14 protein-coding genes are annotated in these 14,902 nt (G+C 34.9%); 6 read left to right on the forward strand and 8 right to left on the reverse strand.

Translation table 11 applies throughout. The annotated features are described in order from the left end of the window. Positions 1 to 179 precede the first annotated feature (179 nt). On the forward strand, positions 180 to 1,439 hold the full coding sequence (locus PF327_RS01810) for an O-antigen ligase family protein (protein WP_289401079.1): 1,260 nt from the start codon (positions 180 to 182) through the stop codon (positions 1,437 to 1,439). A 16-nt stretch (positions 1,440 to 1,455) separates the two neighbouring features. Here the strand turns inward: PF327_RS01810 and PF327_RS01815 are convergent, their stop codons facing one another. From PF327_RS01815 to PF327_RS01850, 8 genes are all read right to left on the reverse strand, one after another. After that, positions 1,456 to 2,466 carry a glycosyltransferase family 10 domain-containing protein gene (locus PF327_RS01815; protein WP_289401080.1) on the reverse strand — a complete coding sequence of 337 codons (1,011 nt, stop codon included), beginning with the start codon at positions 2,464 to 2,466 and terminating at the stop codon, positions 1,456 to 1,458. A gap of 110 nt (positions 2,467 to 2,576) precedes the next feature. Beyond that, the gene (locus PF327_RS01820) at positions 2,577 to 3,650 is read right to left on the reverse strand and encodes a glycosyltransferase family protein (RefSeq protein WP_289401081.1); all 1,074 of its coding nucleotides are present in this window, start codon (positions 3,648 to 3,650) and stop codon (positions 2,577 to 2,579) included. Positions 3,651 to 3,658: 8 nt separating this feature from the next. Further along, complete coding sequence (locus PF327_RS01825; protein ID WP_289401082.1) at positions 3,659 to 4,627, reverse strand: glycosyltransferase family protein; 969 nt, start codon at positions 4,625 to 4,627, stop codon at positions 3,659 to 3,661. Continuing rightward, the gene (gene wecB, locus PF327_RS01830) at positions 4,624 to 5,760 is read right to left on the reverse strand and encodes a non-hydrolyzing UDP-N-acetylglucosamine 2-epimerase (RefSeq protein WP_289401083.1); all 1,137 of its coding nucleotides are present in this window, start codon (positions 5,758 to 5,760) and stop codon (positions 4,624 to 4,626) included. The genes PF327_RS01825 and wecB overlap by 4 nt, the downstream gene beginning before the upstream one ends. Beyond that, the gene (locus tag PF327_RS01835; protein WP_289401084.1) at positions 5,757 to 6,851 is read right to left on the reverse strand and encodes a glycosyltransferase family 4 protein; all 1,095 of its coding nucleotides are present in this window, start codon (positions 6,849 to 6,851) and stop codon (positions 5,757 to 5,759) included. The genes wecB and PF327_RS01835 overlap by 4 nt, the downstream gene beginning before the upstream one ends. Continuing rightward, on the reverse strand, positions 6,848 to 7,939 hold the full coding sequence (locus PF327_RS01840) for a glycosyltransferase family 4 protein (RefSeq protein ID WP_289401085.1): 1,092 nt from the start codon (positions 7,937 to 7,939) through the stop codon (positions 6,848 to 6,850). The genes PF327_RS01835 and PF327_RS01840 overlap by 4 nt, the downstream gene beginning before the upstream one ends. Then, complete coding sequence (locus PF327_RS01845) at positions 7,936 to 8,826, reverse strand: ELM1/GtrOC1 family putative glycosyltransferase (RefSeq protein ID WP_289401086.1); 891 nt, start codon at positions 8,824 to 8,826, stop codon at positions 7,936 to 7,938. Before PF327_RS01845 ends, PF327_RS01840 begins: the two co-directional genes overlap by 4 nt. Beyond that, positions 8,823 to 9,707 (reverse strand): lysophospholipid acyltransferase family protein, encoded by an 885-nt coding sequence (locus PF327_RS01850; protein WP_289401087.1) that lies wholly within the window; start codon positions 9,705 to 9,707, stop codon positions 8,823 to 8,825. The genes PF327_RS01845 and PF327_RS01850 overlap by 4 nt, the downstream gene beginning before the upstream one ends. 131 nt (positions 9,708 to 9,838) lie before the next feature. Here PF327_RS01850 and hisH point away from each other — a divergent pair, with 131 nt between their 5' ends. From hisH to pssA, 5 genes are read left to right on the forward strand one after another with little or no spacing between them, the layout of a single operon-like run. Then, entirely contained in the window at positions 9,839 to 10,450 is a 612-nt protein-coding gene (hisH, locus tag PF327_RS01855) for an imidazole glycerol phosphate synthase subunit HisH (protein WP_008244267.1), read from the forward strand. An 11-nt stretch (positions 10,451 to 10,461) separates the two neighbouring features. Beyond that, a complete protein-coding gene (gene hisA / locus PF327_RS01860; RefSeq protein WP_008244268.1) occupies positions 10,462 to 11,175 on the forward strand; it encodes a 1-(5-phosphoribosyl)-5-[(5-phosphoribosylamino)methylideneamino]imidazole-4-carboxamide isomerase in 714 nt (237 codons plus the stop codon). Then, a complete protein-coding gene (locus PF327_RS01865; protein WP_289401088.1) occupies positions 11,165 to 11,992 on the forward strand; it encodes a 50S ribosomal protein L11 methyltransferase in 828 nt (275 codons plus the stop codon). The genes hisA and PF327_RS01865 overlap by 11 nt, the downstream gene beginning before the upstream one ends. After that, positions 11,985 to 13,961 carry an ATP-dependent zinc metalloprotease FtsH gene (gene ftsH, locus PF327_RS01870; protein ID WP_289401089.1) on the forward strand — a complete coding sequence of 659 codons (1,977 nt, stop codon included), beginning with the start codon at positions 11,985 to 11,987 and terminating at the stop codon, positions 13,959 to 13,961. Before PF327_RS01865 ends, ftsH begins: the two co-directional genes overlap by 8 nt. Before the next feature lie 3 nt (positions 13,962 to 13,964). Continuing rightward, entirely contained in the window at positions 13,965 to 14,681 is a 717-nt protein-coding gene (gene pssA / locus PF327_RS01875; RefSeq protein WP_008244275.1) for a CDP-diacylglycerol--serine O-phosphatidyltransferase, read from the forward strand. Positions 14,682 to 14,902 lie beyond the last annotated feature (221 nt).

The raw sequence follows: 14,902 nt of genomic DNA on the forward strand, positions 1-14,902 counted from the left end.
CAGTATTTTTCTTTAAAAAAGGTGAAATTTCGAATATTATTTTTTCAGTTCCTTTCACTGAAACTGAGTTAAAAAGTAAAAATTATAATTATCCTAATGTAAAGGAAAGAATTTGCTTTACATTCGACTTAGTTTACTATATAATCTTACTTCCACCTCTAATATAAAGACCATACTTAATGAATATTCTAAACTATACACTTGATACGTATAAAAAATTTCAAGAAAAAAATTTATTTATGAAAATATTTCAAATTCTATTATTTATTTGGATATTTTCAATTCCACTGAAAAACTCCATCTATCAAATAAGTACTGTTTTGATCATTATTTTTTTCTTCATACATTATCTTTATTATAAACAAAAAACTTTTTTATTAGAAATGTTGGCTGAATATAAAAAACTACTTATTGTATTTTTAGCCTTTATTGTTTCGATGACGCTTTCCAGTTTACTTGGCATCAGTGACAAAAATGTACTAATCGAAATTTTGAAATATTTTTTTAGATACGTACTTATTTTAACTATACTATTTTATTTTTATAAACAAAAATTCTATTCAAAAAAATGGTTATTAACAGTAATATTTATTGTTCTATTAATACATTGCCTAGATGGAATTTATCAGTATATCACAGGTTTTGATTTCATCGCACATCAAACACCTCATGGAACTTCCAATCAATTGACAGGTGCAATTTATAGTGTTAATCCCTTTGGCCTTTTAATGGTAGTAGGAGCTAGTATTTCTTTAGTCTTATTTTTTGATAAAACTCATTATAAAAGCTTTCAATATGATAAGATCATATATTTTACAACTTTACTCATGTTTCTATTTACTCTTTTTCATTCTCAGTCAAGATCTGCTTGGGTTATGTTTGGCATTTTCTCTATAGGCTATATGTTTTGCTATATTAAACATCATGGTATTGATAAAAAATTATTTTATACATTATCTTCCTTATTTATCTTCTCTATACTACTTTTTCTCTTAGATGATAATTTATTTCATAGATTAACTTTACTGATTCAAGCATACAGCTCTGGAAGGACATCAACAATTTGGCCATTTACCATAGAAAATATTATAGATTCACCGATTTTAGGCTATGGTGTTGATACATTTAAAATACTAGCAGTTAGGACTCCAGATCTTCGTCTTACAGCTCTAGGTGTACATAATTTAACATTAGAGTTATTACTTTATACTGGTATTGTTGGGTTTTCTATTTTTCACTATTTAATATGGCTTACACTGAAAGAAAGTTTTACCAAGGATAAAATAATATATTTTATCCTTCTCCTATCCTTTATTATTCACATGCAATTTGATGGTAGCTTGATTGATAGTAAAATACATTTGAATATATTTATATTACTATTGTTTTTTATTTATTCTTTTAGACTAGATAAAAAGCCTCCTGACTTAATAAAGTAAATTCTGTTGCTACTTGTTAAATATTTTTTATAAAATTATTAATTTTCCAGAAGGCAAATCGTATTAAGTCTGGCAGATGCCTTACTCTCATCATTCTTCGATTATATATCTTATAATCAGTATCAAGAGATTTGTCTTCTTTTGCATTCTCAACGATATTATTTATCATCGCCAATAAGTTATACTCTTCAATCACTCTTCTTCTTGCCTCTTTTACCGCAGGTAGTCTTCTTTCATATTCACCAGGAGTAGATATAATTTTTTTAATCTTTTCAATGGACCCTTCAACATCATAAATATCTATTAAAATCAAACTTTCTTCTGGAAAATAATCATATATATTTGGGCATCCAAAATAAATGGGTACAGCATACCCTAAAAATGTATCTGCAAGTTTTTCAGTCCAAACATGTGGAGCATAATGATTTTCAATCGCTACATGAAACTCATAGTCATCTATAGCTTCTGCTTTTGTTTCGATCCACTTAAATCCCCTACCAAATCTCTCTAATTCAGGAATCCTCTCTTCCATGATTTTTGTAAATTCATATCTGAGTTTATGTATAGTGTGTCCTTGTTGTTTATTTGAACATACTGTCGATATTTTTTTTGTTTTCGTTGGTTCCTTTACCGCTAATATCTCATCTAGTGATTTACCATAAAACCAGACATTCCCTGTCTGAGAACGGATAGCATTTGGATGAGGCAAGGCTTTTTCATCTTGATTTGTAATCACATAATGAAATTGACCAGTAAAAGCTTTGCCATACATTGTAATTGTACTTGGCTCTGTTGTGACTAAAATAGTGTTTTCTTTTGGACATGATAACTGTTCTACACCATTTGGTACTATACGTGGAACATCATCGATTATGACCAACCAGTCATAATCTTTTTCTAATGGGTTAAATGTAAATGAAGAAGATTCCCACTTAGCTTCATTTCCTCGAGATTGATTTTTAAAACCTGAGTTTTCATCTGCTAAACTTCCACGATTTACTAATTTTACTTGATTACCTTTTTTCATATTTTTCTCTTTATTAATTATTTATTTTATGAATATTAACCGGATCAATATTTGAATTTTATTTTTTTGCAAGATTCTCACCTATTTTATTTATAAAAATAAAATGGCATCTATAAACCTAAATATCCAAAAACTTTTTCATAAGCTTTTTTTACTGTATAGCTTTTTAAACATTTTTCATAACCATTTTTAGCTATTTGTTCTCTTTCTTCTTCATTCTCCAAATAATATTTAACTTTTTTAAGTAAATCTTCTTTTGAATTATATGTCTCTATATCTTTACCCAAATCAAAATATTCTTTTAACTCTTCATGATGCCCTGTCATATAAAAACTTCCAGTTAAAGGAACTTCAAAATCTCTTCCCTTCAGAATATAAATATCATCATTTTTTCCAACAGTAGAAAAACCCAAAACAATTTTTGATTTATTGAAAATTTCAATCATTTCATCTGACTCTGCAAAACCTTTTTGCCAACCTTTTCCTTTTGCATATACATTAATCCCATTATCTTGTAAATACTGTATATACTTATCTCTAATACCATAACTAGCACCAACAAACCCAACATCATACTCTTTCTTCAAGTGTAAGTTTTTATAAATTTTTTCATTACCTGCATAATCTTTATACATTGGTTTTCCACCCTCAACCAAGTATTTAACAAGAGCACTTTGGGACGTGGTTAATGAAAGATCAAAGAATCTACAAATATCCTTCATTCCTCTATAAATTCCATCTTTGCCTTTTTTACTAATAAATTTTCGTTCATCATCCAAACTTTCATTTATCATAAATATGTTATATGATTTTATTTTTTTTAAAACTTCTGGAGTAGTACTAAATCCTGAAAGATAACAAACAATGACATCAATTTTATGATTTCTAATTGTATTATCAACAAAATTTAACATTTCATTATTTCTTTGCACTTTATTTTGATACCAATTTTTTCTATCATCATCTTTATCTAATTCAAACTTGAATACTGTCCCAAATTCTTTTAAAGGCTCATATGTATTATTGATACTAAATGATCCATCATATTGTGTCAAATATATAATATTTAGTTTTTTCCCAGAGAAATTATTTGCTTTAAATTTAAAATTCTTTAATTCAAGTTCTGAACCAAATTGAAACTTGTAAAGTAGGTTTTCTATAGAGTATTTTAATTTTTTAAACATTGCAAATCTCAATTATAAATTTTTTCTAGCATATGAAGTGTTACTACTTTTTCATTAAATATTTCATGCGCTTTTTTATGACCAGCCCGCGCAACTTTAACCCTTTCATCTTCATGCTTTAAATAATAACTCACTTTTTGTTCCAAGTCATTAAAATTATCAAAATAAACGACTTCTTCATCAGTAAACAATTTCTCAAAGTTTGGAATCCTTGGTGTAAATACCAATACACCTTGTCCAGTTAATTGAACAATTCTATCAGATGAATATAATGATATATCGTTAAAACGACTATAGTTAACAGCCATTTTTGACTGAAAAAGCAATTCTAAAAAGTCATTCCCTAAAACTAATGTATCACGACTAGAACCAAAATGTTTATAATTAATATTTTTTAAACCATTAAGTTTTTGAATGAACTCTCTTCTATTTTCATCATCTCTCCCTATAAAAATCAAATCATATTTATGGTCTTTATTTTCAAAAGATTTCTGTACTTCAATAGAGTTGTCACATAAGTTTGGGATATAAAAAAAACTTGTTTTTGTTTTAAATAGTTTATCAAAATATAAAGGATCTGTTGTTGCAAAAAAAGCATCAAGATATTTTATTCTATCATGGATATGGTCAATATTCTCAAATGGATCAACCCACCACATTGCAATTTTCATATTAGGATAAATTCTTTTTACCTGATCCAAAGTATCATTGAAAACAATTTCAGAATGTCCTAAAAGGAGAATATCAGGTTTGATATTTTCAATCACTTTCATCAAAGCTAGATTCATTTTTTTTGCACCAAGTTTTTTACTTTTAAAAAATGCTAAAGATTTAGCCACTTCTCTATAACTAAAATCATATACAAAATGACCATTTCTAATTAATCCATTTGAAATTTTCCTATCAATAGCATAAAATACTGCACCGTTTTTTGATTCACTAAAATTTGCACAATGTACTACCTTTAGACTTTTCATATATACTGCCTTTTTATAAAGTCTACGATTCTCTCACACGCTTTACCATCACCATAAGGATTATGCGCCTTACTCATTCTCTCATATTCCTTTTCATCATCTAAAAGCTTCTGGGCTTCATCTATGATAGTTTGCGAATGTGTTCCTACCAGTTTCACTGTGCCTGCTTCAACGGCTTCTGGCCGTTCAGTAGTATCTCTCATTACAAGTACCGGTTTTCCCAAACTGGGAGCTTCTTCCTGAACTCCACCAGAGTCTGTGATAATAAAGTATGATTTATTCATCATATAGATAAAGTTTTCATACTGTAGTGGTTCTATCAAAAATACATTTGATACATCAGATAGTATCTCTTTCACAGGTTTTTGAACATTTGGATTGAGATGAACCGGGTAAACGATATCAACATCTGGATTATTTAACGCTAATGTTTTTAGTGCTTCGCAGATATTGATAAATCCTTGTCCAAAGTTTTCTCTTCTGTGACCGGTTACAAGTATCAATTTCTTAGTACCATTAAATTGATACTGAGAATTGATAGATGCAATGATCTTATTTTTTAGTTGAGGAGTATTTTCTATTTTATCTAAAGCTAAAAATAGTGCATCGATGACTGTATTACCGGTTACTAAAATATTGTCTTTGTTCTTATTCTCTTTAAGAAGATTATCTTCACTTGTAGTAGTTGGGGCGAAATGGTAGTTTGCTAAGACACCTGTTATCTGTCTATTGGCTTCTTCAGGCCAAGGGCTGTATATATTACCCGTTCTTAAACCCGCTTCTACATGCCCTACTTTTATTTTATGATAAAAAGCTGCAAGAGAACTGGCACTTGTAGTTGTCGTATCTCCATGAACCAAGACAATATCAGGATTGAAATCAGCCAATACCTCTTTCATACCTAATAGCACATTGGATGTTACATCAAATAAGTCTTGTCCTGGTTTCATAATATTTAAATCATAGTCAGGCTTGATATCAAACATTTCAAGCACTTGATCTAACATCTCTCTATGTTGTGCAGTTACACATACTTTGGATAAAATTGAAGCCTCTTTTTCAAATGCTTTTACTAAAGGCGCCATTTTTATGGCTTCTGGTCTTGTGCCGAATACTAAAAGTACTTTTTTCATTTTAATAGCTCTTTGTATTCATTCAATGTCTTGTTGGCTATTTGAATCCAATCAAACTTTTCTTCAACAAACTTCTTGGAATTTTTACCCATTTTTATAAGATCCTCTTCTAAAATCTTATCAATTTTTTCAGCCAGATCTTTAGGATTCGCCGGTTCACAAAGATACCCATTAATGCCATCTTTTATTAAAACAGGTATTCCACCGACTTTTGTACCAACTAAAGGCAACGATGCAGCCATTGCTTCCAGCCCACTGATACTTGTAGCCTCCATTAAGGATGGTAAAATGGACAGATCAGAAGCACTATAATAGTCGATTATTTCATGATGTTTTTTTGAACCCAAAAGAATAAATCTATCTTTAAAATTTTCTTCTAAAATATTTTTTACTTCTTGAAACTGTTCACCATCACCAATAAACAGTAGTTTTAATTTATCATTTTTTATATATTTAGTCGCAAGAGCAAGATAGTTAATTCCATTTTTCCAAACCATTCTTCGAGTCATGATCGCTAGTTTTTCATCATCTTTAATGGATAATTCTGTTCTTAATTTTTTTCGAATTTCTTCATTTCTTGTAAATTTAGAAGAGATCACACCATTTGAAATAAAAACTTTTTTTGCCTCAAAAGAGAATGGAACTTCAAGAAGTTCTTCACTTGGTGCCAAAAATAATTTGGGTTTACTGAACAGTCTTTTTAATAGAGGGATTCTATATCCGCCTTTTTTAATTCTTTTCAAATAACCGGAAGTATGGTTTGTGTACACAAGAGGAATATCTTTTATATTGTAAAATTCTAATGGCCTCATCCCATGTATATGTATGATATCAAAATGGTTTTCTTTTACCAGTTTTTTTAAAAATTTATTGATCTGATATCCGTAGGTAAACCCAATATATTTTAAATCGAATCTATAAATATCAATGCCATCTACCGTTTCAAACGCTTTTTGATCTTTATCAAGAAATTTAGTAGCAACAGTGACATCACATCCTATATTTTTTAAAGCTTGTGAAAGCTCATAGACATGTGCAGTAATACCTCCTACTGTAGGAGGATAATCCAAACTAACCATTAATATTTTCATCGTTTTAATAAGCCTTCATATACTGCAATAGTCTTCTCTACCATATTCTTCAAGGAAAAATTATAAGTTACATAATTATATCCATCGAACTTTAATCCCTTTGACTTTAAAATCTTTTCAGTCAATACTTCACTCTCACCTACAGGATAAAAGAACCCATTTTCACCTTCAACGATAATATCCAACACTCCTCCATGACTTGTCGCCACTACAGGTGTGTTAAGAGCCAATGCTTCAGCAACACTTCTTCCAAAACTCTCTGGTTTTTTAGAACTGCTCACCACTACATCACTTAAAGCATAGATCTCAGCTACTCTACTTTGTGAACCGGTAAAAATAATATTATCCTCTAAACCTAATTCTTTCACCAATCCTTCTAAGGAGTGAAAATACTCCTGTTTGTCTTCTCGTACTCCACCAACGATCAAGCCTACAATGTTTGGATCATTTTTTTTCAATAAAGCAATAGCACGGATAAAGGTCTGATGGTCTTTAAGTTGTGTAATACGACCTACGGTTGTGACAATTTGTCTCTCTTCTAGATGATACTCTTTTTTGAAATCTTCGATAAATGATTGATCAAGATTTTGAGGATTGAATTTTTCTAAGTCTATGCCTCGTGGTATTACGGTGATCTTCTTCTCTTCTGTGTGATAATGCTCTTGGATATACGCTTTGATGGCACCGCTCACACAGATCACCCTATCTCCTTTTGCCATAATGGCACTGTAAGGGCTCACACTGTTAAATCCATGCACTGTGGTAACAAAAGGGATATGTAGCTTTTTATTTGCCAGGTAAGTAAGCCATGCAGGGACTCTGCTTCTTGCATGAAGGATATCAGGCTTTAATTCGCTCAAGATTTTTTGTAATTTCACTATACGTAAAGGAGCAGTCAAAGGATTTTTGGAACAGACATCAAAAGTGATATGTATCCCGCCCTCTTTTGTGATCTGTTCTTCCAGTTTTCCCCCTGCACTGATCACGATACTCTCATGCCCCAATTTCACCAACTCACGGCTCAACTCTACAGTACCGCGTTCTACACCGCCTTCATTCAGTTCAGGCAATAACTGTACTATCTTCATAGACTTACCTCTTCAAGGTATGTCTTAAAATCTATTTTTTTATTATGATGTTTTATAGTGCCATCAAAAATATGCAGATACCCTTCTTTTTCCAACGTATCTATGAATCGAGTGAATTTATTATCTCCCTGACTCTCTAAAGGCAAAACAACCACATTTGACATACCATAGGAAACCGCTTCTGAGATCATTGAGGTGCTGTCCCCCGTGATAAAGACCGTTTCACACTGTTCCAAAAAATCAGGGATCGGATTAATGGGGTTTTTAGAGAAGATCACTTCATAATCAAAAGCATATGACTCTATCAGATCTTCTATCTCTTTACTGGTCCTAGGAGATGTGGTGATAGCAACCTCATACTCTCTGTATGCTTCAACTATCGTGTCTAATTGTGCCTGTAGTTCTTCTTTCGACATAGTAAAACTTTTATTGTCCCCGCCTATCACGATACCTATAGACTTTTTTTGTGCCTTATAAAGTCCTTTAGGCTTCACATAAGAAAAATTTGCAGGTATCTCTATAATGTTCTTCTGTTTAGGCGGATTGTCATGGCTTTGGGCGAAGATGGTATCAAAATCATAACGATATCCTCGAGGCAGCATCATCGCTACAGATTTTGCATGCATTTTTTTAGCCAGCACTTTCGTTGCATAGGATGTGCTGGAGCCTGTCCCCACGACCATATCATATGTTTTATCTAACTGTATATCGAACAGTTTTTCACTGTATATTCCTACTTTATCAAATATATAGCTCAGTGCTTTAAACCATTGATGTTTAAATGTGACCGATACAACATCATAAGATACATTCAAATACTTCACAAAAGCTAGCGACTGATTCAGATGTCCAGGACGACCATCACTGAGTATAAGTACTCTACTCACAGCCGCCACCTGTTATGCATCCAGAACCATTGTGAAGGATACTTTCTAACGACATCTTCTATGGCTTGATTGTATTTCAAAGTCATCGCTTCAAGCTTTTTCTGCTGATCTTCTATCTCATCTGCCACATACTCAACGGGTGCATTGATCACCAACTCATACAACCCGTCACTACCTCTCACCACAAAAACAGGCACGATCAAGGGATCAAGCTTCAATTTCAGTGAAGCAACAGAAAGCGTGGTCTCCGCAGGTTTTCCAAAGAAGTCTATCTTGGCACTGTGTGAACCACCCGATTTCTGATCTATAAGCAGTCCTACATTCCCCTTCGCTTTCAGCTTTTTCATCATTGAAAGCATTGCTTTATCTTTACTTGCAGCACTATTACCGTATTTTTCACGAAACGGTGTGGTAATGTTGGATTCTATCAGTCTGTTGTTCCCCTTGCGACCTATGACGATCATAGGGAGTCCGTTTTTTGCAATAAAGTGTGCCATGAGTTCCCAGTTGGAGAAATGTGCCGTCATAAAGACGATACCATGTGGACTGTTTTGTGCCAATTCTTGTAATTTCTCTTTGACTTCTTCTCTGTTTTTGATCGCATTGTCGATATCGAATTTTCCCGTGAACATCAACAAAATTTCAGTAATGGTTTTAGAGAGTTCCCTGTACACTTCTTTAGAGAGGATCACTATCTCTTGAGGTGTTTTCTCAGGAAAGGCCATGGCAAGATTAGTGATAGTAAGATGGCGTCTTTTTTTATCGACATGATAGACAAGAAGGGTAAGCGCTTTCATCATCATATAAATAAATGATGTAGGTGCTATCTTTGCCAACCACAAAAATAGTCTTACAAACGCATACTCAATTTTTTCTCTCATTCCTATCCTGTCTGCAAATATGATATGTAATTTTACCCAAATAGCCTAAAGGATAAAGACCCCAAACACCTGCTTTCAATTTAATTTGCTATAATCACAGTAATTTATAAGAGTATCAAAGGAATACGATCGTGATAGGAATCGTCGATTACAACATGGGGAACCTGGCCTCTGTCATTAATGCATTTGCTAAGGTCGGTGCAGATGCCACTCTGGAGAGTGACCCTTCCAAACTTGGCCAGTATGATAAACTCATCCTGCCTGGGGTAGGTGCCTATGGTGATGCTATGGAACACCTCAAAGCAAACGGTATGGATAAAGCGGTCATTGATTTTGCTGCATCAGGCAAACCGCTTTTAGGTATCTGCCTTGGGATGCAATTGCTTTTTGAAAGTTCTGAAGAGTTTGGACAGACACAAGGTTTGGGACTGATTCCCGGCAAAGTCGTTGCTTTTGATGAAAAGAAATTTGACCATCACCTCAAAGTACCGCATATGGGTTGGAATGAACTCTTTCAACAAAAAGAGACGGCTATCTTTGCAGGACTGAACAAAGACTTCTATCTCTACTTTGTCCACTCATTCCATGCTGTATGTGATGATCAGTACGTCATAGGAAAAACACACTATGGGTATGAGTTTGTATCGGCCGTACAAAATGGGAACATTTACGGTATCCAGCCACACCCTGAAAAAAGCCATGAGAATGGTTTGAAGATCATAGAAAATTTTACAAAACTATAGGAAAAGAACAGATGACAATACTACCAGCAATAGACCTTAAAGACGGTAAAGCAGTAAGACTAAGCAAAGGGCTCATGGAATCTGCAAAGATCTACTCGGATGAACCTTGGCAAGTGGCCAAACGTTTTGAAGAGCTTGGGAGTGAGTGGGTGCACCTTGTTGACCTTAACGGTGCTTTTGCAGGTAAGCCTGAGAACTTGGAACAGATCAGACAAATCCGTGAACACTGTAACCTTAAACTTGAACTGGGTGGAGGTATCCGTGATGAAGAGACTATCAAGATGTACCTTGACTTGGGGGTTGACAGACTCATATTGGGTTCAGTAGCAGTCAAAAACCCTCAGTTTGTAAAAGATATGGCAGCCAAATACCCAATCGTTGTGGGCATTGATGCCATAGACGGCATGGTCGCTGTGGAAGGCTGGGCAGAGGTGAGTGATATGAAAGCCACTGACCTCGCACGAGAATTTGCCAACGCAGGTGTACAAGCGATCATCTGTACTGATGTAGGCCGTGACGGAATGATGACAGGGGTCAATGTAGATTTTACACTGGAAATTCAAAAGGCTTCAGGCCTTGAAACGATCGCTTCTGGCGGATTAAAAGATATGACAGATATCAATGCACTTATAGAGGCAGGTATCGATGGTACGATCGTAGGTAAAGCTTTCTACGAAGGTACACTTGACTTGGAAGAAGCATTTAAGGTCGCTAATGCAAGATAAATATTATGAACTGACCATCACACTTGATGATACTTATGTAGATTTTATCGCAGACTTCATTGCCAATATTTATGGTGAAGGACTGGAACTCGGTACAGGAAAGATCATCGTACGAAGTGAATCTGATTTAACTTTCGTTAAAGATGCACTTGTATCATTAGCCGGTACTTTAAGTAATGCCATCAAAATGGACTATACACTCGAAGAGAAAGAAAATATAGACTGGATAAAAACCTATCAAGACTCTATCCAACCTATAGAAGCTGGTAAATTCTATATCTTCCCAAGCTGGTATGCGCCTAAAGAAGAGTGTATCAATATCAAAATAGACCCTGCACTTGCTTTTGGTTCAGGACACCATGCCACGACATTTTCATGTTTGGAGGCTATCAGCACTTATGTCGATGCCGGTAAATCTGTTATAGATGTCGGTTGTGGTTCTGGTATTTTGGGTCTTGCATGTAAGAAACTGGGTGCAAATGTAGAACTTTGTGACACGGACCCTCTCTCTGTTGAAAGTTGTAAAGAGAACTTCACACTCAACGAAGAAACCTACGACAAACTCTGGGAAGGCTCTATAGACAAAGCTGAAGGTACCTATGATATAGTCATTGCAAATATCATAGCAGATGTACTCAGATTTATCGCAAAAGATTTAAAATCTGCCTGTAAAGAAGATGGACTGTTGATACTTTCAGGTATTTTAGATAAAAAAGAAGACCTGGTAGTAGAATCATTTAAAGAACTTACACTAGTACAAAGAATACTTAAAGATGAGTGGGTCACACTCGTATATAAGAAGGAAATAAATGGCTAATCAAAATAATAATCAAGATAATAATAACAATAATAATAATTTTTTCAACAATAACCCGTTATTGGCATTTGCACTCTTTTCTATTGTTATCATCATGATCTTTAAATCGTTTGTGGGTGATAGTGGCGGTCTTGGCAATATGCTCGACAGCAGCAACAATGTCACACAAACTAAAACAGTAAAATACTCTGAGATCAAGAGTGAAATAGCAAAAGGAACGATCACATCTGTAAAACTTACGCCTACAACGGTAGAAGCTATCGCTGATATTGATGGACGTAAAACGCGTTTTATTGCACAAAATGTTCCTACCTATGACAAAGATCTTATCCCTCTTTTGGAAGAAAAACATATCACTTATGAAGGTATCATGGGCGGTGGATTTCTTTCTGATCTTTTAGGGTCACTGCTGCCTATCCTTATCTTCTTTGCTATTTGGATCTTCTTGGCTAAAAAAATGTCTAAAGGTATGGGGGGCGGTATACTGGGTGCAGGTAAAGCCGACAAGCTGATAAACTCTGAAAAACCTGATACGAAGTTTCATGATGTACAGGGAGTGGAGGAAGCCAAAGATGAAGTAAAAGAGATCGTAGATTTCCTTAAATTCCCTGAACGTTATATAGAACTGGGAGCAAAGATCCCTAAAGGTCTACTTTTAGTAGGACCTCCAGGTACGGGTAAAACGTTGCTTGCAAAAGCTGTGGCAGGTGAAGCCTCCGTTCCTTTCTTCTCTGTAAGTGGTTCAAGTTTCATTGAAATGTTTGTGGGTGTGGGAGCAAGCCGTGTACGTGATCTTTTTGCCCAGGCAAAAAAAGAAGCACCCTCTATTATTTTCATTGATGAGATCGATGCCATTGGTAAAAGCCGTGCATCTGGTGGACAGATGGGTGGAAATGATGAGAGAGAACAGACACTCAACCAGCTCCTGGCAGAAATGGATGGGTTTGGTACAAATACTCCTGTGATCGTACTTGCTGCGACGAACAGACCAGAAACACTGGATGCAGCCCTTCTTAGAGCAGGACGTTTTGACAGACAGGTACTGGTGGACAAACCTGATTATGACGGACGTTTGGCTATCTTGAAAGTACACTCTAAAGATGTGAAACTAGCAGCCAATGTTGATTTGACCATTGTTGCAAAACAGACAGCTGGTTTGGCAGGTGCAGATTTAGCGAATATCATCAACGAAGCTGCGCTTTTAGCCGGAAGATTTAACAAAAAAGAGATAGAACAAGAAGATCTTTTAGAATCTATAGAGCGTTCATTTGTGGGACTTGAAAAGAAGAATAGAAAGATCTCAGAAGTTGAGAAAAAGATCGTAGCCTATCATGAAAGTGGTCATGCACTGATGGCAGAACTTACACCAGGTGCCACACGTGTCACAAAAGTCTCTATCATTCCTAGGGGGCTGGGTGCACTGGGCTATACCCTGCACCTTCCTGAGGATGAAGAGCGTTTCTTAAAACAAAAGCATGAGCTTATGGCTGAGATAGATGTACTTCTTGGTGGCCGTGCGGCTGAAGAAGTTTTCATCGGTGAAATCAGTACAGGTGCGGGGAATGACCTTGACCGTGCAACGGCTATTTTAAAAGATATGATCTCTGTATATGGGATGACAGATGTGGCAGGGCTCATGGTTCTTTCCCGTAGCCAAAACTCTTTCCTTGGCGGTGGTGCAGTATCCACAGACTATAGTGAGAAAATGGCAGAAGATATGGATAACTATATCCGGTCTACGTTGAATGAACGTTATACCTATGTCAAAAATACGTTAACTGATTACCATCAAGCCATAGAAAATATGACGGCTGTACTTTTGGATGTTGAAGTGATTGAAGGTAAGAAAGTACGTGAGATCATAGAGAATTATGAAAAAGAGAATAATATGAAGAGCCGTCTGGCCCATGGTGATAAAATAGCAAAAGCTGAGTCTGAAACTGCCGAGAAAGAAAAAACTGACGAGTAACAAATGAAAAATGCAAAGCTTATCTATATCCTGCCAAATCTGTTTACTGCAAGCAGCATTTTTGTAGGAGTGATAAGTATGGTCGAAGCAAGCAAAGGAAACATAATACTTGCTTCATGGCTCATCCTTTTGGCACTTGTCTTTGACGGTTTGGATGGCCGTATTGCACGTATGACAAACACCACCAGTCAGTTTGGTGTAGAGTTTGACTCTTTAGCAGACATTATCTCTTTTGGTATCGCTCCAGCCATGTTACTCTATTTTTTCATTGGTAATGAATTTGGACGTTTTGGCATACTGGTCTCTGCACTCTATGTGATCTTTGGTGCAATTCGTTTGGCACGATTTAACATCTCTACTGCAAAAACAGATCCCAACGTATTTATAGGACTGCCTATTCCTACTGCAGCCATCTTTGTCTCCATGTGGATACTTCTCTTTTATAAATATACACTTGAAGATTACGGTATCATATTGCTTTTTCTAACGCTTGGTATTGCCGTACTGATGGTAAGTAACTTTCGTTACCCTTCATTTAAGAAGGTAAGCCTGGACAAGCCCATGGTATTTAAAACCATGATCATGCTGATGCTGACCGCTTCTTTACTCTATCTTTTTTCGGCAGAAGGCTTTGCCATTATTATCTTAGGATATACACTCTATGGTCCTCTTCGTGCATTACGGACATTAAATGTACGAAATATCAAAATTAAGAGATAATTATTATCTCTTGTATTTTATTTTTAAATACTGTATAATTTCTAAAATTTAAAGGAGAGATTATGAAAACTATCATAAACCAACATACTATTTTCACTAAAGATAGCTCTCTCCTGCTGCTGCTCGCACTCTAATCGTCTAACGATCCATACCCTTTTTACACAATAAATAAACAATTAGTTTCTAATAACTACAATTTAGGTAGAATTAGACAATCATTT

It is taken from the genome of Sulfurovum xiamenensis (assembly GCF_030347995.1).
In the GTDB taxonomy this organism is placed as follows: domain Bacteria; phylum Campylobacterota; class Campylobacteria; order Campylobacterales; family Sulfurovaceae; genus Sulfurovum; species Sulfurovum xiamenensis.

Excerpts from the sequence above, each read along its gene's own strand:
- PF327_RS01810 (WP_289401079.1), top strand. The coding sequence starts at position 180 with ATGAATATTCTAAACTATACACTTGATACGTATAAAAAATTTCAAGAA.
- PF327_RS01815 (WP_289401080.1), bottom strand. The coding sequence starts at position 2,466 with ATGAAAAAAGGTAATCAAGTAAAATTAGTAAATCGTGGAAGTTTAGCA.
- PF327_RS01820 (WP_289401081.1), bottom strand. The coding sequence starts at position 3,650 with ATGTTTAAAAAATTAAAATACTCTATAGAAAACCTACTTTACAAGTTT.
- PF327_RS01825 (WP_289401082.1), bottom strand. The coding sequence starts at position 4,627 with ATGAAAAGTCTAAAGGTAGTACATTGTGCAAATTTTAGTGAATCAAAA.
- wecB (WP_289401083.1), bottom strand. The coding sequence starts at position 5,760 with ATGAAAAAAGTACTTTTAGTATTCGGCACAAGACCAGAAGCCATAAAA.
- PF327_RS01835 (WP_289401084.1), bottom strand. The coding sequence starts at position 6,851 with ATGAAAATATTAATGGTTAGTTTGGATTATCCTCCTACAGTAGGAGGT.
- PF327_RS01840 (WP_289401085.1), bottom strand. The coding sequence starts at position 7,939 with ATGAAGATAGTACAGTTATTGCCTGAACTGAATGAAGGCGGTGTAGAA.
- PF327_RS01850 (WP_289401087.1), bottom strand. The coding sequence starts at position 9,707 with ATGAGAGAAAAAATTGAGTATGCGTTTGTAAGACTATTTTTGTGGTTG.
- hisA (WP_008244268.1), top strand. The coding sequence starts at position 10,462 with ATGACAATACTACCAGCAATAGACCTTAAAGACGGTAAAGCAGTAAGA.
- PF327_RS01865 (WP_289401088.1), top strand. The coding sequence starts at position 11,165 with ATGCAAGATAAATATTATGAACTGACCATCACACTTGATGATACTTAT.
- ftsH (WP_289401089.1), top strand. The coding sequence starts at position 11,985 with ATGGCTAATCAAAATAATAATCAAGATAATAATAACAATAATAATAAT.
- pssA (WP_008244275.1), top strand. The coding sequence starts at position 13,965 with ATGAAAAATGCAAAGCTTATCTATATCCTGCCAAATCTGTTTACTGCA.